Origin of the sequence: Fictibacillus sp. NPDC058756, assembly GCF_042746035.1 — a bacterium.
Lineage (GTDB): Bacteria > Bacillota > Bacilli > Bacillales > Fictibacillaceae > Fictibacillus.
This window is the reverse complement of record NZ_JBHYPU010000001.1, coordinates 1,711,391-1,733,133: the sequence shown is the minus strand read 5'-3', so window position 1 is coordinate 1,733,133 and position 21,743 is coordinate 1,711,391. Positions and strand designations below refer to the sequence as shown.

The 21,743-nt window shown below is 38.7% G+C and carries 18 protein-coding genes, 1 pseudogene and 1 riboswitch; of the genes and pseudogenes, 7 read left to right on the top strand and 12 right to left on the bottom strand.

Annotated features, from left to right (window positions below; all coding sequences use genetic code 11):
- The first annotated feature begins 25 nt into the window (after positions 1-25).
- Positions 26-130, top strand: a riboswitch (SAM riboswitch).
- Between the two features lie 121 nt (positions 131-251).
- The 4 genes from ACFW35_RS08745 to ACFW35_RS08730 all read left to right on the top strand — a co-directional run bounded on the left by ACFW35_RS08745 (position 252) and on the right by ACFW35_RS08730 (position 5,588).
- Entirely contained in the window at positions 252-1,559 is a 1,308-nt protein-coding gene (locus ACFW35_RS08745) for a homocysteine synthase (RefSeq protein ID WP_379845109.1), read from the top strand.
- A 352-nt stretch (positions 1,560-1,911) separates the two neighbouring features.
- On the top strand, positions 1,912-2,640 hold the full coding sequence (locus ACFW35_RS08740; RefSeq protein ID WP_379845107.1) for a GntR family transcriptional regulator: 729 nt from the start codon (positions 1,912-1,914) through the stop codon (positions 2,638-2,640).
- Between the two features lie 46 nt (positions 2,641-2,686).
- Positions 2,687-4,225 (top strand): gluconokinase, encoded by a 1,539-nt coding sequence (gene gntK / locus ACFW35_RS08735; RefSeq protein WP_379847439.1) that lies wholly within the window; start codon positions 2,687-2,689, stop codon positions 4,223-4,225.
- A 16-nt stretch (positions 4,226-4,241) separates the two neighbouring features.
- Complete coding sequence (locus ACFW35_RS08730; RefSeq protein ID WP_379845106.1) at positions 4,242-5,588, top strand: GntP family permease; 1,347 nt, start codon at positions 4,242-4,244, stop codon at positions 5,586-5,588.
- A 119-nt stretch (positions 5,589-5,707) separates the two neighbouring features.
- Here ACFW35_RS08730 and ACFW35_RS08725 read toward each other — a convergent pair whose 3' ends face one another.
- From ACFW35_RS08725 to ACFW35_RS08705, 5 genes and pseudogenes are all read right to left on the bottom strand, one after another.
- Complete coding sequence (locus ACFW35_RS08725; protein WP_379845104.1) at positions 5,708-6,271, bottom strand: recombinase family protein; 564 nt, start codon at positions 6,269-6,271, stop codon at positions 5,708-5,710.
- Positions 6,272-6,535: 264 nt separating this feature from the next.
- Positions 6,536-7,225, bottom strand: a complete 690-nt coding sequence (locus ACFW35_RS08720; RefSeq protein ID WP_379847437.1) for a LysR family transcriptional regulator substrate-binding protein — start codon at positions 7,223-7,225, stop codon at positions 6,536-6,538.
- Positions 7,226-7,240: 15 nt separating this feature from the next.
- Positions 7,241-7,414 (bottom strand): annotated as a pseudogene (locus ACFW35_RS08715) (LysR family transcriptional regulator); the annotation flags it as partial.
- Between the two features lie 223 nt (positions 7,415-7,637).
- Positions 7,638-9,002 (bottom strand): LVIVD repeat-containing protein, encoded by a 1,365-nt coding sequence (locus tag ACFW35_RS08710; RefSeq protein WP_379845102.1) that lies wholly within the window; start codon positions 9,000-9,002, stop codon positions 7,638-7,640.
- Between the two features lie 153 nt (positions 9,003-9,155).
- Entirely contained in the window at positions 9,156-9,773 is a 618-nt protein-coding gene (locus ACFW35_RS08705) for a LysE/ArgO family amino acid transporter (RefSeq protein WP_379845101.1), read from the bottom strand.
- 38 nt (positions 9,774-9,811) lie between these two features.
- Here ACFW35_RS08705 and ACFW35_RS08700 point away from each other — a divergent pair, with 38 nt between their 5' ends.
- Together ACFW35_RS08700 and ACFW35_RS08695 are read left to right on the top strand one after the other, a co-directional pair.
- The gene (locus ACFW35_RS08700) at positions 9,812-9,988 is read left to right on the top strand and encodes a hypothetical protein (RefSeq protein ID WP_379845099.1); all 177 of its coding nucleotides are present in this window, start codon (positions 9,812-9,814) and stop codon (positions 9,986-9,988) included.
- A gap of 127 nt (positions 9,989-10,115) precedes the next feature.
- Entirely contained in the window at positions 10,116-10,823 is a 708-nt protein-coding gene (locus tag ACFW35_RS08695) for a DUF421 domain-containing protein (RefSeq protein ID WP_379845097.1), read from the top strand.
- 89 nt (positions 10,824-10,912) lie between these two features.
- Here ACFW35_RS08695 and msrA read toward each other — a convergent pair whose 3' ends face one another.
- The gene (msrA, locus tag ACFW35_RS08690) at positions 10,913-11,446 is read right to left on the bottom strand and encodes a peptide-methionine (S)-S-oxide reductase MsrA (protein WP_379845095.1); all 534 of its coding nucleotides are present in this window, start codon (positions 11,444-11,446) and stop codon (positions 10,913-10,915) included.
- Between the two features lie 145 nt (positions 11,447-11,591).
- Between msrA and ACFW35_RS08685 the strand changes: the two genes are divergently transcribed.
- Complete coding sequence (locus ACFW35_RS08685; RefSeq protein WP_379845093.1) at positions 11,592-13,424, top strand: terpene cyclase/mutase family protein; 1,833 nt, start codon at positions 11,592-11,594, stop codon at positions 13,422-13,424.
- Positions 13,425-13,442: 18 nt separating this feature from the next.
- On the opposite strand, the gene ACFW35_RS08680 is transcribed toward ACFW35_RS08685, so the two are convergent.
- The 6 genes from ACFW35_RS08680 to ACFW35_RS08655 form a co-directional block, all read right to left on the bottom strand.
- Positions 13,443-14,945, bottom strand: a complete 1,503-nt coding sequence (locus tag ACFW35_RS08680; protein WP_379845091.1) for a malate:quinone oxidoreductase — start codon at positions 14,943-14,945, stop codon at positions 13,443-13,445.
- 460 nt (positions 14,946-15,405) lie between these two features.
- A complete protein-coding gene (locus ACFW35_RS08675) occupies positions 15,406-15,921 on the bottom strand; it encodes a type 1 glutamine amidotransferase domain-containing protein (protein ID WP_379845089.1) in 516 nt (171 codons plus the stop codon).
- Between the two features lie 83 nt (positions 15,922-16,004).
- On the bottom strand, positions 16,005-16,511 hold the full coding sequence (locus ACFW35_RS08670; RefSeq protein ID WP_379845087.1) for a metal-dependent hydrolase: 507 nt from the start codon (positions 16,509-16,511) through the stop codon (positions 16,005-16,007).
- Between the two features lie 70 nt (positions 16,512-16,581).
- Entirely contained in the window at positions 16,582-19,026 is a 2,445-nt protein-coding gene (gene parC, locus ACFW35_RS08665) for a DNA topoisomerase IV subunit A (RefSeq protein WP_379845086.1), read from the bottom strand.
- A 13-nt stretch (positions 19,027-19,039) separates the two neighbouring features.
- Entirely contained in the window at positions 19,040-20,998 is a 1,959-nt protein-coding gene (gene parE / locus ACFW35_RS08660) for a DNA topoisomerase IV subunit B (protein ID WP_379834376.1), read from the bottom strand.
- Between the two features lie 204 nt (positions 20,999-21,202).
- On the bottom strand, positions 21,203-21,610 hold the full coding sequence (locus ACFW35_RS08655) for a CoA-binding protein (RefSeq protein WP_130295358.1): 408 nt from the start codon (positions 21,608-21,610) through the stop codon (positions 21,203-21,205).
- Positions 21,611-21,743: the final 133 nt, after the last annotated feature.

Here is a 21,743-nt window from a genome sequence, read left to right as displayed (position 1 = left end):
ATAGTCCTTAATTCAATATTCAATCTTCTTATCCAGAGAGGCGGAGGGACTGACCCTATGAAGCCCGGCAACCAGCAGAAATGCATGGTGCTAATTTCAGCAGAACAGCTTACGTTCTGAAAGATGAGACTTCGATCGTGTGATATCATCGGGACCTCTTCTTTTGGAAGAGGTCTTTTTTAATGGATAAGTTGAATCTGAAATTCATATTGGATGACAAAAAAATTTAAACAATAAGGAGAGATTTGAAAATGAGCGAACAAAAAAGAGAGTACGGGTTTGAAACAATTTCATTGCATGAAGGACAGAAAGTAGATACTGCTACAGGTGCTCGAGCGGTACCGATTTATCAGACAACATCGTATCAGTTTAACAGTACTGAACATGCAGCAAATCTATTTGCTTTAAAAGAATTCGGAAATATCTATAGCCGTTTAATGAACCCAACACAAGATGCGTTTGAACAGACGATTGCAAAATTAGAAGGCGGTGTGGGGGCACTAGCTGTTGCTTCCGGTCAGGCTGCCATTACGAATGCTATTTTCAATATCGCTGGATCAGGCGATGAAATTGTTGCCTCTACTTCTCTTTATGGCGGAACGTACAATCTCTTCTCTGTGACTTTGCCAAAACTCGGGATCGAGACACGGTTTGCTGACATCGATAACCTTCAATCGTTTAAAGATGCAATCACAGAAAAAACAAAAGCAGTGTATGTTGAAACAATTGGAAACCCAAAAATTGATGTAGCAGATATCGAAGGTCTTGCTAATATTGCTCATGATGCCGGTGTCCCGCTTATTGTTGATAACACGCTTGCTACACCTTATCTTTGTCGTCCGATCGAGCATGGTGCTGATATTGTCGTACACTCCGCAACAAAATTCATTGGCGGCCACGGTACATCTGTTGGCGGTGTAATCGTTGATTCAGGCAAATTTGATTGGAACAACGGTAAGTTCCCTGGCTTAACAGAGCCAGATCCAAGCTACAAAGGCATCGTTTATACCGAAGTATTCGGTCCGCTTGCATATATTTTAAAAGCTCGTGTCCAGTTGCTTCGTGATTTGGGTTCATCCATCTCGCCATTTAACTCATTTTTGTTTATTCAAGGGCTGGAAACCTTGTCATTGCGTTTGGAGCGGCATGTTGAAAATACCCTTAAAGTAGCACAGTTCTTAGAAAACCATCCTTCAGTAGATTGGGTAAATTATGCTGGTCTCGCTAGCAGCCCCTATTATGAGTTAGCACAAAAATACTTGCCTAAAGGGGCGGGAGCTATTCTTACGTTTGGTGTTAAAGGCGGCGTTGAAGAAGGCAAAAAACTAATTGAAAATGTAAGTATCTTCTCTCATCTGGCTAACGTGGGAGATTCTAAGTCATTAATCATCCATCCTGCCAGCACAACGCATCAGCAGTTATCTGAGGAAGAACAGAGAAAATCAGGAGTTTCACCTGAGTTAATCAGACTTTCGATCGGAATAGAGACAGTAGATGATCTTATTTATGATCTCGATCATGCATTAGAAGCAATTGCTCTCTCTCCTAGCGAACTTTAGCAAAACAGAATTGGACTCAAAAGATGCATTTTGCATGCGATTGTATCGGCAAAATAATGACGAATACAAGTGAAAAAGCTAACGTAAGGTAAAATTACAGATACTAAGGCTCATAGATGTTTGACTGAGTTTGTAAAGAAAAGGGCTGGATCAAAGATATTATACTTTTGATCCAGCTCTTTATTTATGTAATCATCTATGCCGATCGGCCTCATGAAAACTCCCCTTCCCCTTTTAAATTCCAAAACTGAGAACTTTAATTGTACGAATAAAAGCGCTTGCATTATTAAAAGCTTATATTATAATACTTGTATACAAGTATACTAACATCAATGAAGGAGGTTATTTTTTTATGGAAAACCACGAGTCACTATATCCTGAAAAATGGCTTTCAAAGGCATCAACTGGTGAGCGTGTAACATGTGAACTTAGGATGCGCATTATTTCAGGTTTTATTGAAAGCGGTACCATTCTTTCCGAAAATAAACTTGCTGCTGAATACAATGTAAGCCGCTCTCCTATCCGGGAAGCTTTAAAGATCTTGGCAAATGAAAATCTTATCCGTTTAGAGCGGATGGGTGCGGTAGTCGTCGGAATATCCGATAAAGAAGTTGAAGAAATTTACGATGTACGTCTGCTTATCGAAACATTTGTGTTTGAACGCCTTGTGAAGCTCGATGCTGCGAGTTTAGTTAGAGAACTTAATAAGATTTTAGAAATGATGCAGATTGCTATTAAATATAAAGATGCAGATGAATTTGCCATTCAAGACGTGTTATTTCATGAAACGATCATTCGTGCAATTAATCATTCCTACATTACAATGATTTGGAACAATATAAAACCTGTTATGGAAAGCTTCATAATTTTATCAATGCGGATGCATTTTAATGAAAAATATGATGATCTATCGAGAATTGTTAAAAACCATGAACTTTATATTGATGCAATCAATACAAAAGATAGAGATATTATGATTCAATCCTTGCATCAAAACTTTGATGATGTTCAGGGAAAAGTGGATGATCTTTGGATGTCACAACGAATGCTTTCTAAAGCACGGGAGCAAGAAAAGGAGTAACTATATGTTAGATATCGACGCACAAACAGAAAGTAAGACTAGCTATATGATAGGAGTCGACATTGGAACCACGAGTACAAAAGCAGTTTTATTTAATGAAATCGGTGAAATTATTCAGCAGGAAAATATAGGATATCCCCTTCATACTCCTGATATTTCAACTGCTGTACAAGATCCTGAAGAAATTTTTTCAGCTGTTATGCAAGCCCTTACAAATGTTGTGAAACGATCTGGTCTTTCGGAAAACAAAATTTCTTTCATTTCTTTTAGCAGTGCCATGCATAGTGTCATAGCTATGGATCATGGTGATCAGCCGTTAACACCTTGCATCACCTGGGCAGATAATCGAAGTGAAGGATGGACTCGTAATATTAAAGAAGAGTTAAATGGACACGAGATATACAAAATGACCGGAACACCTATACATCCAATGAGTCCATTATGCAAAATTACTTGGATAGTGAATGACCTCCCCGAGACAGCAGCTAAGGTAAAAAAATATATTGGCATTAAGGAATATATTTTTTATAAGCTCTTTAATAAATACGTCGTTGATTATTCCCTTGCATCTGCAATGGGTATGATGAATCTAAATAATTTGGACTGGGATGAAAAAGCATTAAATGTTGCCGGAATATCGAGGAAACAATTATCTTCCTTGGTGCCGACGACAGCTATTTTTAAAAACTGCCATCCTGATTTGGCTAAACAGATAGGAATTGACCCAGATACTCCTTTTATTATAGGAGCAAGTGACGGAGTGTTATCAAATCTAGGGGCGAATGCGATCAGTAAAGGCGAAATAGCTGTCACGATTGGTACAAGCGGTGCGATTAGAACTATAATCGATAAACCTCAAACAGATGCAAAAGGAAGAATCTTTTGTTATGCATTGACTGAAGATCATTGGGTCATTGGAGGACCAGTCAACAATGGCGGAGTTGTACTGCGCTGGATCAGGGATGAATTCGCTGCGTCTGAACTTGAAACAGCTAAGAGATTGGGAATCGATCCATACGAAATTTTAACCAAGATTGCTGAACGTGTTAGACCAGGTGCCGATGGATTATTGTTCCATCCCTATCTAGCAGGTGAGCGTGCACCTTTATGGAACTCAGATGTTCGTGGTTCGTTTTTTGGCCTGACACTGTCTCATAAGAAAGAACATATGATCAGAGCAGCTCTTGAAGGGGTTATTTACAACCTGTATACCGTATACTTGGCTTTGGTTGAATGCATGGATGGTCCTGTAACTCGTATTCAAGCAACGGGAGGATTTGCAAGATCAGAAATTTGGCGTCAGATGATGTCGGACATATTTGATACTGAATTATCCGTTCCGGAAGTCTACGAAAGTTCATGTCTAGGGGCTTGCATTTTAGGATTATATGCGACGGGAAAAATCCAGTCTTTTGATGCAGCATCCCAAATGATTGGAAATACTTATCAACACACTCCTGAAAAAGAAGCCGTGAAAGAATATAGAGAATTATTGCCAATTTTTATTAGTTTATCGAGAAAATTGGAAGAGGATTATAAACGAATTGCATCCTATCAAAGAAGTTTAAACAGAACAAATATATAACACCAGGAGGATTATCATGCCATTATTTATTGTTGCTTGTGGAATTTTAGCCCTATTACTCTTAATCATGTTTTTTAAGTTAAACACATTTGTTTCTTTAATTATTGTATCTTTTGGTGTCGCATTAGCACTTGGGATGCCGCTGAATGGAATCGTTAAGTCCATTGAAGCCGGTTTAGGAGGAACACTTGGACATTTAGCGTTAATCTTTGGACTTGGTGCAATGCTAGGTAAATTAATTGCTGATGCAGGAGGAGCTCAGCGTATAGCTATAACACTTATAGAGAAGTTTGGGGAAAAGAAAATTCAATTGGCGATCGTCGTAGCTTCCTTTATAATCGGTGTTGCTCTATTTTTTGAAGTAGGGTTAGTATTATTAATTCCAATCGTCTTTGCAATTTCAAAACAATTACGTGTTTCAATACTTTATCTTGGTATCCCGATGGCTGCTGCTTTATCAGTAACACATGGCTTTCTGCCTCCTCACCCTGGACCAACAGTAATTGCAGGTGAGTTTGGTGCAAACATTGGAGAAGTTTTACTTTATGGATTTATTATCGCAATTCCAACAGTTATTTTAGCAGGTCCTATTTTCACAAAAATCGCTAAGAAAATCGTACCTGATTCCTTTACAAAAACAGGTAACATCGCCTCTTTAGGTGAACAAAAAGTATTTAAGCTTGAAGATACTCCTTCTTTCGGAATCTCAGTGTTTACTGCAATGCTACCCGTAATTTTAATGTCAATTGCAACAATAATTACTCTGATTCAAAACACAATGGGAGTAGAAGATAACAAAGCACTGGAAATTATCCGTTTTATAGGTGATGCATCTACTTCTATGCTGATCTCTCTACTTGTAGCCGTCTATACAATGGGACTGGCAAGAAATATACCGATTAAAACGGTTATGGATTCATGTACAACAGCAATTACACATATCGGTATGATGCTCTTAATCATTGGAGGTGGCGGTGCCTTCAAGCAAGTCCTTATCGACGGTGGTGTCGGCGACTATGTAGCTGAGTTGTTTAAAGGTACTTCATTTTCACCAATTTTACTTGCATGGATTATTGCAGCTATTCTTCGTATCTCACTAGGTTCGGCAACAGTAGCTGCATTAACAACAGCTGGCCTCGTCATTCCGCTTCTAGGTCAAACTGATGTTAATCTAGCTTTAGTCGTATTAGCAACTGGTGCCGGTAGTTTGATTGCATCACATGTTAACGATGCGGGGTTCTGGATGTTTAAAGAATATTTCGGTCTAAGTATGAAAGAAACATTTGCTACTTGGACGTTACTCGAGACGATTATTTCAGTTGCTGGACTAGGGTTTATTCTCTTACTAAGTCTCTTCGTGTAAACACCTTTAATAGTACAAGAAAATATCTATGCCACAACCTGCTCTCGTTATTTTTAGAGGGCAGGTTGCTTTTTTCTATGGTCATCTAACTTAGTTATTATATTTATATTAATAACAAGTCACGTTTCATTTTGGAACTTCTTTTGTTCTATGTATCTATAGATAGTTGCTCGTGCCAAACCCGTTTCCTGCGTAATTTCCTTCATGGTATATTCTCCAGAATGATACATTTCATAAGCTTTTTCTTTAAGGACTCTGTTAGCTTCTTTTCTTCCTATCTTAACCCCCTTTTCTCTAGCATTTTCGACTCCCGCTTTAATCCTTTCGATGATTAACTCCTTTTCAAATTCTGCACAAACTTCAATCATATGGAAGATTATTTCGCCTTCTTTTGCCGAAGTATCAATTTGCTGTGTTAAGGATATAAGATCAATTTCTCTCCCTTTCAGCTCTTTTGTTATTTTTTGGAGATCTTGGATGCTTTTTGCTAGTCTATCAAGTTTGTAAACAATTACTATATCACCTTCTCTTGCGTATTCTAGCATTGCTTGCAGCCCAGTTCTTTCTGTGTTGTTTTTTTCATCAGTAAAAATCTTTCTGCATCCAAATTCAGTGAGAATACTAACCTGTTTATCTAAAGATTGTTTGTCTACAGAGACTCTCGCATAACCTAGCTTAGCCATTACCTCTCCTCCATTCATTTAATATTAATTAATTAATTAAAATGTATCATAAATACGTCTCATAATTAAAGGGCATAACTAAGAGATATACTTTTGAGACAATAATAGATTATTAGTATGAAAGTTCTAGATTGTGTCTCTAAATCGTATTATTTTGGAATCCGATAACAAATTGTGGATATCTGCCATGTTCAGTGGATAACTTTATTTCATTCATGTTACATACCTTAAACAAACAAAAACCACAGCTAATACTGTGGCAAATCATGTGAAATGTTCGTTTAACCATAAAGTCGAAGCTGCTATAAATTTTTCAGCGGCTGGTGATAGATTTTTGAATGATAATGATCCAATTCCTATAGAAGATACTGCTTGATCATCAAATAAGGGTAATTTTTTTACACCATCAGGCAGGTTATGTAAAGCAATTTCTGGAAGAATAGCTACACCAAGGGAATTTTTTACCATCGAGATAATTGTGTGTTCATCATCTAAATGGAAAGCGATTTTGGTAGAAAGTTTATTTGCTTTCAACATTTTTTGTATGATTTTAAGGGTGGAATTTTGAAGAATCAACTTCTCTTCTTTTAATGTATTTGGCTTTATTGAATTTTCATTATTATCAAGATGGTGAGTTTCTGGCACCACACAAAAAAACGCTTCTCGTTTTAGATGGAGAACCTCAAAATCCGCAGCAGGAAGCATTAAAAAACCGAAGTCTACGATCCCCTGAGAAATCCAATGAGAGATTTCCTCTTGTTTCCCTTCCAAAATGTCTACCTTGATATGCGGATATTGATCCATAAATTTTTTTAAAATACCAGGAAGCCATCTTGCAGAAACCGATGAAAATGTGCCAATTCTTACGGTCCCTATTTCTAGTCCTCTTATTTCCCCTGCCTCTTGAACCATTTTTGAATTTATATTTAGAATCTTCCTAATATATAGCAGCATCCGTTCACCATTTGCAGTTAATCTGATACCTGCTTTATTTCGGGTTAATAAGGATAACCCAAGCTCCTTTTCCAAACTAGAAATAGCATGACTTACCCCGGATTGGGAAATCTTTAATGATTCACTCGCTTTTGTTAAGCTGCCAAATTCTACTACTGTATGAAATATTTCATACTTACTTATCGACAAATTTATCCCTCTTTATATTAGTTTTATTCATAATATAACATAAAATATGAGTCTATTTCATCATTTCCGACATGAAACGAATAAATTTCGACAGATTTATCGTAATCTTTCCAAATATAAAAACCTATTATGTATATAGATAAACTATATGACATAATAGGTTTTTTATTTCAAGTGTTGGTATGAAGCTTGAATTTTAAATTCTATTTTGTTCTAAATTACCCTATTCTTCCCCATCCGTTTGTTGAAGCACTTTTAATCCTGTTCCCATGTCTGATGCATATACATAATCACCAGCTACATCAACACCCCAGATATTAGATTTCTCTGGAATGTATTTTCCAATCTCTACCGGTTTGCTAGGGTCGGAAATATCAACAGAGCGGACACCTCCGCCATAATGAGAAAGGTAAAGGGTATTGCCTTGTACCTTTGGATCATGTACGGTATTGGCAAATGTCAGCCCATACTGTACATCATCTACAAGCTCTGTCTTAAATTCACTTAGCAGTTTTGGCTCTGCCTTATCTTTAATATCGAAAATACGTGTGTACCCATAGGCTTGCTCGTAGCCTTCTTTTGTCGGGTTATACACTTCACGTGTTTCGATAAGAACGTTACCACCTTTAGCGAGAGCAGCAGAATGAGCTGAACCTTGCTGATCATCTGCAAATGTAGTTCTTCCTAAATAGGTTGGTTTTTCAGGATTATTAATATCTAGAATAATTGTTCCTAAATCCCAAAACGATAAATATGCGGTTGTTCCGTTTACATCGGCCATCGTACTATGGTTAAAAACGGCTCGATTCTTGCCGTGTTTATCGATCCAGTTATATCCATCAAAGTCTTCAGGCACTTCCGGCAGTGACCGTGGATCAAACTGATAGATAGTTTGTGGATCTGCTGGGTTGCTTACATCTACCAGCTGGAAGTCCTTTTCTTCGCCATGTGTGTAATAATCTGCATAAGGATTTGCAGTTAAAACAAGAGGTCTGCCACTTTGAACAGTTAAGTATAATTCATGAGTACCTCTTACCTTCTTATCGAGTGCCCAAAATCCTAGTTTTTTAGGATGATAAGGATTGGTTACATCATAGAGGAGAAATCCACCGACAGATTCAGGATTATGTGTATCAAGCTGCTGAACGCTGACTACTGCAAGGTCGCCTTTAAAGTGTTTTGTGTTTACACGTTTCACGATTACTTTTTCCTGCCAAGTTCCTGGGATTTCATCTGCAAAAGCTGCGACTTCTTTTGGGTTAGCTGGGTTTTTTAAATCCCATACGCGTACACCGCCTTCACCGCCGCCTTTTGTATGGGTTCCTGTATAAGCAAAGCTTTTATGTACATATACATCCGCAGTGCTATTCAGTTTCCCATTTTTTTTCTGAATTTGAACAGCCGCTACTTCTTTCCAATTAAAACTCTCAGATCCTTCAATGGCAGATTCAATAGCTTCATATCCTGGGCCAGTTCCCTTTTCTATGATGTCTGATCCTAATTCATCATGTGCTAGAACAAGAGAACCTAGACTTCCTAGTGTTAGAGCTGTAGCTAGACCAACGCTTAAAACAAATTTTCTGTTCATATGTACCTCCCATTGTTTAGTTAGTTTCTATGTAAATTATTTCAAAATTACAAAAATAAACATAGAGTCAAAGGAAGGAATTAACATTTCATCTTATCTATTGAAAATAAGCAAAAAGGTTTAGTTCTATCATTTTTGTGGATGCTATTCGGCCTAAAAATTCCCTTCAAGCATAATGAAAATCATATATAAAGCTATTAACCAAATAATAATTGCTGATCCTTTATTAATTAGCTTTTGAACGTTACCAGAGGTATCTATTTTCCCTATTGTTCTTCCTGTCAGTGCAAGACCAATAAACCAAATCCAAGATACTAAGATACAAGATAAGGTGAAAACTAGTTTATCCGCACCAGAATAAGCTATAGAACTTGTTCCAATCACACCGATCGTATCTAAAATAGCATGCGGGTTTAATAATGAAACAGTAGCAGCAAATATGACCTGCTTTTTGGGTGTCATACATGGTGTCGAAGCTTGTGTATGGGTTTTGCTAGACCAAATGGACCACCCCATATACAATAAAAATAGAATACCAGCTCCCATAACTCCTAGTTTAAGAGCATGTATTGCAGATACTAGCGCAGAAATACCTGAAACAGCTAGAATGATTAATAAAGTATCACACATCCCTGCGGTTACAACCGCTGGTAAACTTCGCAATATGTTTGGCTGCTGTGCCCCCTGATTAAAAATAAAAACATTCTGTACACCTAAAGGCAATATCAGACCAAATGCTAAAATAATTCCGTGCAGCAAGGCATTGTCCAAATCAATTCCACTCCTTACACTCAAATGGAGGTTAAAAAATGTATACAAGTCAAATACGAACAAAAAATCATGACCGGAAAAATGTGAATACAACACTTAGCCAATCCCTTTATAAAGAGATTAAGCTACTAGCCAAAAAGCTGGATCGCCCCGCAAATGAACTAATCGAAGAAGGTATGGTCCATGTACTGAATCAGTATACAAAAAACAAATAAAACCTCGTCAGCGCTCAGATCACATTCTGAGCGTTTTATTTTCACTTTTCAATAAGTCTTAATTTCAAACAAATTGGACAAAAAGATTAATAGAGATTTACCCAGTCTGTAATGGATGTGATATTTTTTGAACCCGTATGTTGAAGTTATTATGAGATCAATCATCGCCTTTACTTCTCTTTTTGTGGCTGCAAGAATTCTTGGAAAGCAAACAGTTTCCAGGATGACTATTTTTGATTTAATTGCGGTTGTTACGCTTGGTTCGGTTACGGCAAACCTTGCATTCGCCATGGAAATTGAAACCCGCTATATTTTTATCGTCTTTACGATTTTTGTGTTTCTTATCTATCTGTCTGCTTTTATTTCATTAAAAAGCGAAAAAGCCCGAAAACTAGTAGCGGGCGATCCTACTGTCGTAATCGAGAACGGAAAAATACTTGAACACAATATGAAAAAAATGCGTTATACGCTGGATTATTTAAATCAACAGCTCCGCCAAAAAGACATATTCTCGATTGATGAAGTGCACTATGCTCTTGTTGAAAATAACGGCTTGCTCTCTGTTAAGAAAAAAGAAAAGCACTTAAACGTTACACGAAAAGACTTAAATATCTACAAATCCGAAATAAAACTGCCAGTGGAACTCATTATGGATGGTGAAATTTTAAAGGAAAATCTTAAAGAAAATAACGTCTCTTTAAATTGGCTTCACGAGGAACTAAAATTGCGAAATCTCAATGTGAGTGAAGTTGTATATGCTCTGCTCACAAGCAGCAATAAGCTTTACATAGATACTCATGACGACTATCTACAGTCCCCTTTAGATGTAGAATAACATAATAACCAATTTGGAAATACACAAAAAGAGACTTAGGAACAAGTCCGTTTATATAAGTTTACATAATGTAATTATCGTAAATTAGTCTATTTGCCATTCCAATTTTCATTAATAAATGTATCTCTTCCTGAAGTCTCACGTTCTTCTTTATAAGCATCTGGATTCTTTTTATAGAAATCCTGGTGATACTCTTCTGCCCTATAAAAATCACTTGCAGGCAAGATCTTCGTTACGATTGGTTCTTTAAACCTTCCACTCTCTTCAAGATTTTTACGTGATTTCTCAGCCAGCTCTTTTTGTTCCTCGGTGTGATAGAAGATTGCGGTACGATACTGGCTGCCGCGGTCAATAAATTGTCCCTCATCATCTGTTGGATCAATTTGCGGCCAATATAAATCTAATAACTTTTGATAAGGGAAAACCTCTGGATCAAACGTGATCTGAACAGCTTCACGGTGTCCTGTTTCACCCGTTTTTATTTGTTCATAAGTCGGATTCTCCACTTGTCCACCCGTATAGCCAGATACGATACCATGAATACCAGGCAGTTCATCAAATGGTTTAACCATGCACCAAAAACAACCGCCAGCAAATGTTGCGAGTTCTTTATTTCTCAACATACATTCCTCCTAATAAAAAATTCACTGTTAATGAGATTTTAACGTTATTTTATTAAAAATAACAGTGTTTTACTTTCCGTGGTTCATAGGATAACCATTTCCACTCATACACTGTAACCACTATAGATAAAGTGCGGTGGTCGATATGGACATGCGGAAACTTGAAAAAGAGATTTTCAGAAGATGCAATGAATTGCTTTCCCTGCAGAAACCTGACGGGACATGGCGTTTTTGTTTTGAAAATTCATTGATTACAGATGCTTACATGCTGATCTTATTAAGAAACATTGAATATAGAAATGAGAAATTAATTAAGCAGATTACCAACCGTATTCTATCCCAGCAATCAGAAGATGGATTATGGCGAACCTACCCTGATGAGGAACCAGTTAACCTTTCCGCTACGATACAAGCCTATACCGCACTTCTCTATTCCCAGCATTTTAAATCAAATGATGACAAGCTTCAATCCGCAAAAAAATTTATTCTTCAAAATGGCGGATTAAAGGAAGCGGATCTCCTGACCAAAGTCTTTCTTGCGATGAACGGATTATACGAGTGGCCGGACGTTCCGATCGATCCCGCTATCCTTTTTTCTCTGCCAATGACTGCTCCGATAAATCAGTATGACATCAGCAGCTATGCAAGAGCTCATTTTGCGCCGGTTTTATTGATGGCTGATGAAAAAAAGAAACTTACATCTAAATACACGCCAGATCTCTCATGTCTTTATATTGGTGAAAATGCAGGTTCTCATTTAGAGGAATGGGTAAACTTGTTTTCTCTTTTAAACATTAGAGATTCGTACATCCATTTAAAAAAAGAGAATCTCCTTTCATATATTCAAAATCACATAGAACCGGATGGCACTCTGTTAAGCTACAGCATGACAACAATCTTTATGATTTATGGTCTCCTAACATCCGGATATGAACGTGATTCAACTGTCATCCAAAATGCGTTGAGCGGCTTAATGAAAATGTTTTGTGAAGCAGATGGAACTTTGCATCTGCAAAATTCTCCTTCAACTACTTGGGACACATCTCTTGTTTTATATACATTATTGGAAGCAGGAGTTCCAATTCATAATCCTTCAATATTAAAAGGAGCACAGTTTCTTTTAACACAGCAACACACGAAATACGGGGATTGGTCTGTTCATAATCTTAATGCTGTTCCAGGAGGATGGGGATTCTCAATAGGAAACACCATTCATCCTGACATCGATGATACACAGGCAGCCCTTCGAACGATTGCTCATTTCTGTCAAACGAATACAGTTTACCAAACTAGTTATGATCGAGGTCTTAACTGGTTGTTATCCATGCAAAATGATGATGGCGGCTGGGCAGCTTTTGAGAAAAACACGAACCGTTATTTGATTGGAAATCTCCCTGTTAAACATGCGAAAGATGCTCTTATAGATCCTTCAACACCTGATTTAACAGGTAGAACACTAGAGTTTTTAGGAAAGTTTCATGGATTAAAGCATAATCATTCTTCTGTAAAAAAAGCGGTAAATTGGTTATGGGAAAACCAGGAACACGACGGCTCCTGGTACGGCCGCTGGGGAGTTTGTTACCTATATGGAACATGGGCTGCAATTACAGGTTTGATAGCATGTGGCGTTAGTCCGCAAAATAAGAGAATTCAAATGGCAAAACAGTGGCTGTTAAGTATTCAAAATGCAGATGGGGGCTGGGGAGAATCGTGTGAAAGTGACATGAAGAGAAGGTTTGTAGGCTTAAAGGAAAGTAATCCTTCTCAAACAGCATGGGCTTTAAATGCGCTGACTGTAATTTCTAATCAGCCAGCAATTGAAGTGGAACGAGCAGCTGAATGGCTGATGAACCATAAAAAGACCGACTATCCAACGGGAGCCGGTCTTCCTGGAGCTTTTTATATTCGGTATCATAGTTATGAATTTATCTGGCCGTTATTAGGGTTGGTCAATTACTATAAAAAATTTGTAGGATAAACCATTGATTCCAATGCATTAACTATAAACTAGTTTGTCTTTTCCACTAAGACCTAGCGTCTCAGCATTTGAGGTGTCAATTTCTTGGAAAAGCTCTGGGTTTTCCACTAAAGATACGCCATAAGAAGGAATCATCTCTTTTATTTTCGGTTTCCACTCGTTCATATGCTGCGGGAAGCATTTTTCTAATACCTCAAGCATAACGTGAACTGCCGTAGAAGCGCCCGGCGACGCACCGAGCAATGCAGCTATAGAGCCATCAGCAGCACTTACAACTTCAGTTCCAAATTGAAGAGTTCCTTTACCAGCCTCAGTATCTTTAATAACTTGCACACGCTGTCCCGCTACTACTATATCCCAATCCTCGTTTTTGGCATTCGGAATAAACTCGCGCAGCTCTTCCATACGCTTTTCATTCGACAACAGTACCTGCTGAATCAGGTATTTTGTCAATGCCATCTCTTTTGCACCTGCTGCGAGCATTGTAAGAAGATTATTTGGTTTTACGGAACCAATCAGATCAAAATTCGAACCCGTTTTTAAGAACTTTGGTGAAAAGCCGGCAAACGGTCCGAAAAGCAATGATTTTTTGTTGTCGATATATCTTGTATCAAGATGCGGAACAGACATTGGAGGGGCACCAACCTTAGCCTTACCATATACTTTTGCATGATGCTGCTCTACTACTTCTGGATTGTTACATACCAAAAACAGACCGCTTACTGGAAATCCTCCAATATGTTTTGATTCAGGAATACCTGTTTTTTGAAGGATTGGCAGGCTTGCACCGCCAGCCCCGATAAAGACGAATTTTGCACTATGGTATTCGATTTCACCGCTATCCATATTGTGTACTTTTACTTCCCACGAGCCGTCGCTTGTGCGTTTAATATTTTTCACACTATGCTTATAATTGACTTCAACGCTCTCGCTCTTTAAGTGGTCAAACAACATCCGAGTTAATGCACCAAAGTTAACATCTGTACCAGAGTCAATTTTTGTTGCAGCTATCGGTTCATTTAAATTACGGCCTTCCATGATAAGCGGGAACCATTCAATTAGTTTTTCAGTGTCCTCGGAAAATTGCATTCCTTGAAACAAGGGATAATTTGAAAGCGCTTTAAAACGTTTTTTCAAAAATTCTACATTTTGTTTCCCTTGTACTAAGCTTATATGCGGTAATGGCATAATAAAGTCTTGCGGATTCCGAATAAGATTGCTGTTTATAAGGTAAGACCAAAACTGCATGGAAAGTTGAAACTGTTCGTTAATTTTTATAGCCTTGCTAACATCTATAGATCCGTCCGGTTTTTCGCTTGTGTAGTTAAGCTCGCACAGTGCAGCATGGCCTGTACCTGCATTATTCCATTCGTTCGAGCTTTCTTCACCTGCGCTTGGAAGCTTTTCAAATACTTTGATTTCCCATTCTGGTGCTAATTCTTTCAATAAGGATCCTAAAGTTGCGCTCATGACTCCGGCACCAATTAAGATAACGTCTGTTTTTTTCTGTACGCTGCTCATGATAACCTTCCTTATAACCTATATTTGCAAAAACGAGTAAACGCTCTGCTTAGTGTTACAAAATACAAGGCGCCACCTGGAGAGACACCTTTTCTAAATTCATTTATCTAAAACTCTTCTAATAATTTATTGAATAAAATTTCTACCCTCTCTGATAATTATAAACTATTTGAAACTGGTATAAAAGAGTGAAATCGTTCACAATACTCTAGAGATAGATTCAAACGCTCCCTAAACTTAGAATTATCAATGATTAAAGGCTTTAACTAACGGTTAACTTCAATCTCATTACCAAGAAAATCACTCGGTTCCCTAATTTATTCTTATAGTTTCTTTCATTTTTTAACAGAGTTGATTCATTTATTCAGAGATAATAAAACAAAAAAATATCATTGAAATAAGAAAATCGTCTAGGAATCCCTTAGACGATTTTCTATCATTTGTTTAATGTTAAAGCTATTTATTTTTCTAACACTTTCAATGACTCTCTAATAAATGCTGGAATGTCATCCGGTTGACGGCTCGTAACTAAATTTCCTCCACAAACCACAACCTCCTCATCCTTCACAGTTGCTCCTGCGTTCTTCAAATCAACGTGAATGGATTTGTATCCCGTGATGTTTCTGCCTTGCAAGACTTCGGCAGAGATTAAAAGCTGTGGTCCATGACAGATTGCTAAGACAGGCTTGCCTTCATCTGCAAAGTGCTTCGTGAACGTTACGAACTTGTCATCGCCTCTTAAAATGTCAGGTGAAAATCCCCCTGGGATGAATAGTGCGTCAAAGTCTTCAGGAGAAACTTCAGCGATAGATGCGTTTGTCGTTACCTGTGCCTCTTTTTGCTTCCCTTCTAATGTTGAACCCGTTTCTGAACCGATTACAATTACCTCGTGTCCAGCTTCTCTAAACGCCTTCGCTGGCTCGGTATATTCCACATCTTCAAACATATTTGCTAAAACAGTTGCAATTCTAGCCATTTCTCAACCACTCCTCTTTTTGTGTATACAATTGTTGTATTACCATTGAGGAAGGAAATTAAACCCTTATTTAAGTTAGGGCTTTAAAATATCGGTACAATATAGATATTTATCATCAAAATAGCAGCTATTAAACTTATAATCGTTGCGATTTGATTCTCCGTCTTCGTACCTGTTTTTGTGTATAGAGGAAAACGGAATCGAAATGACAGCGGGTAAAATAGCTGAACCCCTCTGGAAGTTGCTGCGTCCAAAATGATATGGCTGACCACCCCTGCAGCTAACCCTATACTTAAACTCCCTTCATACGTCCAGTCGATCCAATTTGGGAGCATCATCACCAATAGAATCATAATCCAGCTATGTGTGACCGTGCGGTGCCCAAATGTTTTAGAAATGGTTTTTGACAAAAAACTTGTCTTTTTTCCAAGATAAGATCCAGGGTGACATAAATCGGGAAGCAGACTTCCCAAAACGGCAGCCCCAAAAAAAGTAAGTTCATGATGTAATGTATCTGGCGGGAGGTCCGTAGCTGTCTTATAAAGTGCAGCTGCCGCAACTCCGCCTAACAAATGTGTATTGCTTTTCATAATGTATCTCTCTTTTCTCTAAGTTGCTATATCATATCTGATAGAAAGAAGAAAAAGAGCAGCAAGAATGCTACTCTTTTGAACTATCTGTTGAAATCAATGACTTTAGTCTTGTACTAACACCTGTTTCACCTGTATCTACTACAAAGGAGCCGTTATTATATCTGTCGGCAAATTTAAAGTTTTCAGATGATACTGTTTCTTGCTTGCCGCTCGCCGTTTCAAGAACAAATTGTTTCTCTTCATCAGTAACAAGTTTCATCCCTACAATGCGGTGCGGATTAGATTTTAATTCTCTTACCATCACGAGTCCTCGTTTTGCACGGGACGTTTTATCAAACTCTGTGATTTTCATTTTTTTCATTGCACCGCGCTGAGTTGCAACAAGAAGCTGAGCGGTTTCAGGGTTTTCCGGAAGTGCAAACCCGCTTACTAAGTGGTCTCCAGCTTTTAAGTTTATACCTTTAACCCCTGCAGCACGCTGGCCAACAAGACTGATCTCTTCTTCATGGAACCATAATCCATATCCGAAATGTGTGGCGATGAACACATCTTGATTTCCGTTAGTTAAGGACACATCAACAACTTCATCGTCGCCTTTTAGTTTAACGGCCATCAATGTACGGTTATAGCGTGTTGCTTTGTACTGGCTGAGCTCTGTTTTCTTAGTCATTCCTTGTTTTGTAAAGAAGATGAGGAATTGATCTTCCTTAAATTCTTTTGCAGGGAACGCTTTGATCAGCTTCTCATCCTTATCTAAACCAACGATACTCGCAAGATGCTGACCCATGTCTTTCCAGCGGATTTCTGGCATCTCATAGACGGGAAGGTAAATATAGTTTCCTTTATTCGTAAACATAAGCAGTGTATCTGTCGTGTTCAGCTGAGATACAAGCAAGAGTGAATCCGTATCCTTCATTCCTGGCGGTTCACCGTTAGAAGCACTGTAAGAACGAATGCTTGAACGTTTGATATAGCCGTCTTCTGTTACCATTACCATCACATCTTCAGAAGGAATCATTACTTCCATATCGATCTTGATTTCCTGAATCTCAGCCTCGATTTGTGTACGGCGAGGATCAGCGTATTTCTTCTGCACATCGGAAAGTTCTTTTTTAATAACGCTGTATAACTTCTTGTCGCTATCTAAAATTGAACGAAGATATGCAATCTTCTTTTCGAGTTCTTCTGCTTCATTCTGAAGTGTCGTAATATCCGTATTCGTTAAACGGTATAGCTGCAAAGTAACGATGGCTTCAGCTTGCGCTTCGGTAAACTGAAACTTCTCGATGATATTGTCTTTTGCATTTCGCTTATCTTTTGATGCACGGATTGTCTCGATTACTTCATCTAAAATCGAAATAGCTTTAATTAAACCTTCCACGATGTGTGAACGTTCTTCAGCTTTTCGAAGATCATACTTCGTACGCCGTGTCACCACTTCGATCTGATGCTGAATGTATGCGTTCAATATAGCTTTTAGGCCCATTAACTTTGGTGTCTTGTTATGAATTGCTACCATGTTGTAGTTATACGAAACTTGCAGATCAGTATTTTTAAAGAAGTAATTCAATACCCCTTCTGCATTACCATCTTTGCGGAGTTCGATAACGATTCTTAAGCCAGTACGGTCCGTCTCATCACGGATTTCGGCGATACCATCTACCTTTTTATCTAAACGAAGTTCGTCCATGCGCTTTACAAGGTTCGCTTTGTTCACTTCAAAAGGAACTTCAGTGATGACAATCTGCTGACGTCCGCCTTTTAAGCTCTCAATCTCGGTTTTGGCACGAATCACGAAGCGGCCTTTTCCTGTTTCAAAAGCCTTCTTGATGCCATCTACACCTTGAACGATTCCGCCGGTCGGGAAATCAGGTCCTTTAATAACGGTCATAAGTTCATCGAGTGAAACATCGGGCTTATCGATTTGCATTGTAACTGCGTCTATAACTTCTCCAAGGTGGTGCGGCGGGATTTCAGTCGCATAACCTGCTGATATGCCCGTTGACCCGTTTACAAGTAAATTTGGATACTTAGAAGGCAGCACGATCGGTTCTTCTGTCGTATCATCAAAGTTAGGCGCGAATTCAACGGTTTCTTTATCGATATCTCTTAATAGTTCAGAGGCAATCGCAGAAAGTCTTGCTTCTGTATAACGCATTGCAGCTGCAGGATCTCCATCGATACTACCGTTGTTTCCGTGCATCTGGATCAGAACGTTTCTAACTTTCCAGTCCTGACTCATACGTACCATCGCTTCATAAACGGAAGAATCACCATGCGGGTGATAGTTACCGATTACGTTACCGACTGTCTTAGCCGATTTTCTGTATGGTTTTTCGTTTGTGTTTCCTTCCGCGTACATCGCATATAAAATACGGCGCTGTACGGGCTTTAATCCATCTCTTGCATCAGGTAATGCACGCTCCTGAATAATGTATTTACTATACCTTCCGAAGCGGTCGCCGATTACGTCTTCTAACGGCAGCTCTCTAAATTTCTCAAGCAGTGACAATCTTTAAACCTCCTCAGAATGCAGACAAGTTCTCGTTATCTAGTATGTTCGTTTCTTCGTTTAAGCCAAACGCCACATGTTCTTCAATCCATTTACGGCGCGGTTCAACTTTGTCTCCCATAAGGACGGAGACGCGTTTTTCGGCTCTTGCTGCGTCATCAATACGAACTCGGATCAGCGTTCGTGTGTCAGGATCCATCGTCGTTTCCCATAGCTGATCAGCATTCATCTCACCAAGACCCTTATAACGCTGGATGATGTAGCCCTTACCTATTTTTTTCTGTGCTACTTTTAGTTCATCTTCATCCCATGCATATTCGATTACTTCTTTTTTACCCGTTCCCTTGCTCACTTTATAAAGAGGAGGCAATGCAATGAATACTTTCCCTTCTTCGATTAGGGGCTTCATGTAACGGTAGAAAAACGTTAAAAGCAACACTTGAATATGTGCACCATCTGTATCGGCATCGGTCATGATGATGATTTTATCGTAGTTTACATCTTTTAACGTAAAATCAGAACCGACCCCAGCACCAATCGCATGGATGATTGTATTGATTTCCTCGTTCTTAAATATATCTGCAAGCTTTGCTTTTTCCGTGTTGATTACTTTACCACGCAGCGGCAAAATGGCTTGGAATTTTCGATCTCGTCCTTGTTTTGCAGAACCGCCTGCAGAGTCACCCTCTACTAGGTACAGTTCGTTGCGTTCAGGATTTTTAGAAGTTGCAGGAGTTAACTTCCCGCTCAGCATAGAATCCTTGCGTTTGTTCTTTTTCCCGTTACGAGCATCCTCACGTGCTTTGCGTGCTGCTTCACGAGCTTGAGCGGCTTTAATACTTTTACGGATGAGCATTTCACTAATTGCAGGATTCTCCTCAAGGAAATAAGCGAGCTTTCCGGCAACCACAGCATCTACTGCAGATCGTGCTTCACTCGTACCTAATTTGCTCTTTGTTTGGCCCTCGAACTGAAGAAACTCTTCTGGGATACGGACAGAAACAACAGCTGTTAACCCTTCTCGGATATCAGAGCCGTCTAGGTTCTTATCTTTTTCTTTTAACAGGTTCGTTTTACGTGCGTACTCGTTGATGCTTCGAGTAATCGCTGTCTTTGCGCCTGACTCATGTGTTCCGCCGTCTTTTGTGCGAACGTTGTTAACGAATGACAGAACATTTTCTGCATAACCGTCATTGTATTGAAATGCAAAATCTACTTCAATCTCATTTTGCATTCCTTCAAAGCTAACGACATTATGAAGTGTATCTTTATCTTCGTTCAAATACTGCACGAATGCTTCAAGTCCTGTTTCGAACTGGAATTCTTCTTTTTCGCCATTTCGCGCATCTTCAAGAACGATTTTGATTCCTTTTAAAAGAAAAGCCGCTTCTCTAAGGCGTTCACTTAGTGTTTCATAATTATAGTTAATCGTTGAAAACATCGTACGGTCTGGTTTGAAATGAACGGTCGTCCCTGTTTTGCGTGTATTACCGACTACTTCAAGTGTCGTAACAGGCTTTCCGCCATCTTCAAAACGCTGTCGATATGTTTTTCCGTCCCGGTAGATCGTTACTTCAAGCCATTCTGAAAGTGCGTTAACTACAGAAGCACCTACACCATGAAGTCCTCCAGATGTTTTGTATCCGCCTTGTCCGAACTTACCGCCGGCATGCAAAACAGTAAAGATGATCTCAGGAGTTGGTTTTCCAAGCTTATGCATTCCTGTAGGCATACCACGGCCATCATCTGACACAGAAATGCTGTTATCTTTATGAATCTTCACATGTATGTAATCACCGAATCCACCCAATGCTTCGTCAACGGCGTTATCTACAATTTCATATACGAGGTGATGCAAACCTCTGGCATCTGTGCTGCCGATATACATACCAGGACGCTTACGAACGGCTTCTAACCCTTCGAGCACCTGTATGGCATCATCGTTGTAGTCAAATAATGATTTACTTGCCAAAATGTGTTGCTCCTTTCACGAACTGCAGTACTTCTATCATAGCAGAACGTTTGTTTCTATACTACCTCTGTCCTTATATTCTCCTCTTATTTCTCGGTTAAAGAACAAAAACCTTTAGTTCAAAAGAGTTTCTTTTTTGGTTCTTGGATATATAAAATAAAGACAGCATGGGAAAACCACCCGTAATTGGCGGGTGGTTCATTACTACCGTATCATAGCATGTTCCACTTTAATGCACTTATCCATAATATAAGGAATCGTCGCACTTTGCAAAATCTCTTCTGCTTCGGCACTGTATAAACCGAGCTGCGCCCAAAAGAAACCAGCTTTAATATTTGCTGCCGAACGAGCAACCTCAGGCAGGTACTCACTTCTCCTAAACACATTGACGATATCTACATGTCCTTCAATATCTTCAAGCTTTGCATAAGCTTTTTGTCCCAATACTTCTGTGACATTAGGATTTACGGGAATAATCTCATATCCTGCATTCTGCATATATTCCGAGACCATATAAGATGTACGAAACGGCTGATCAGACAAACCGACTACCGCAATACGTTTTCTCAATTTTAGTAGGTTCTTAATATCCTCTTTCGTTGCAGCTCCCATTTTTTCTTCCTCCCAATATCATTTTATATAGATTTTAGACAAAATCAGTAAAAATGAAACATTTTTAAAGAAAACTCAGATGGCACCGAGCATTTCCGTCAGCTCTAGTTGGGCAAAAAAAAGCCGGCATTCT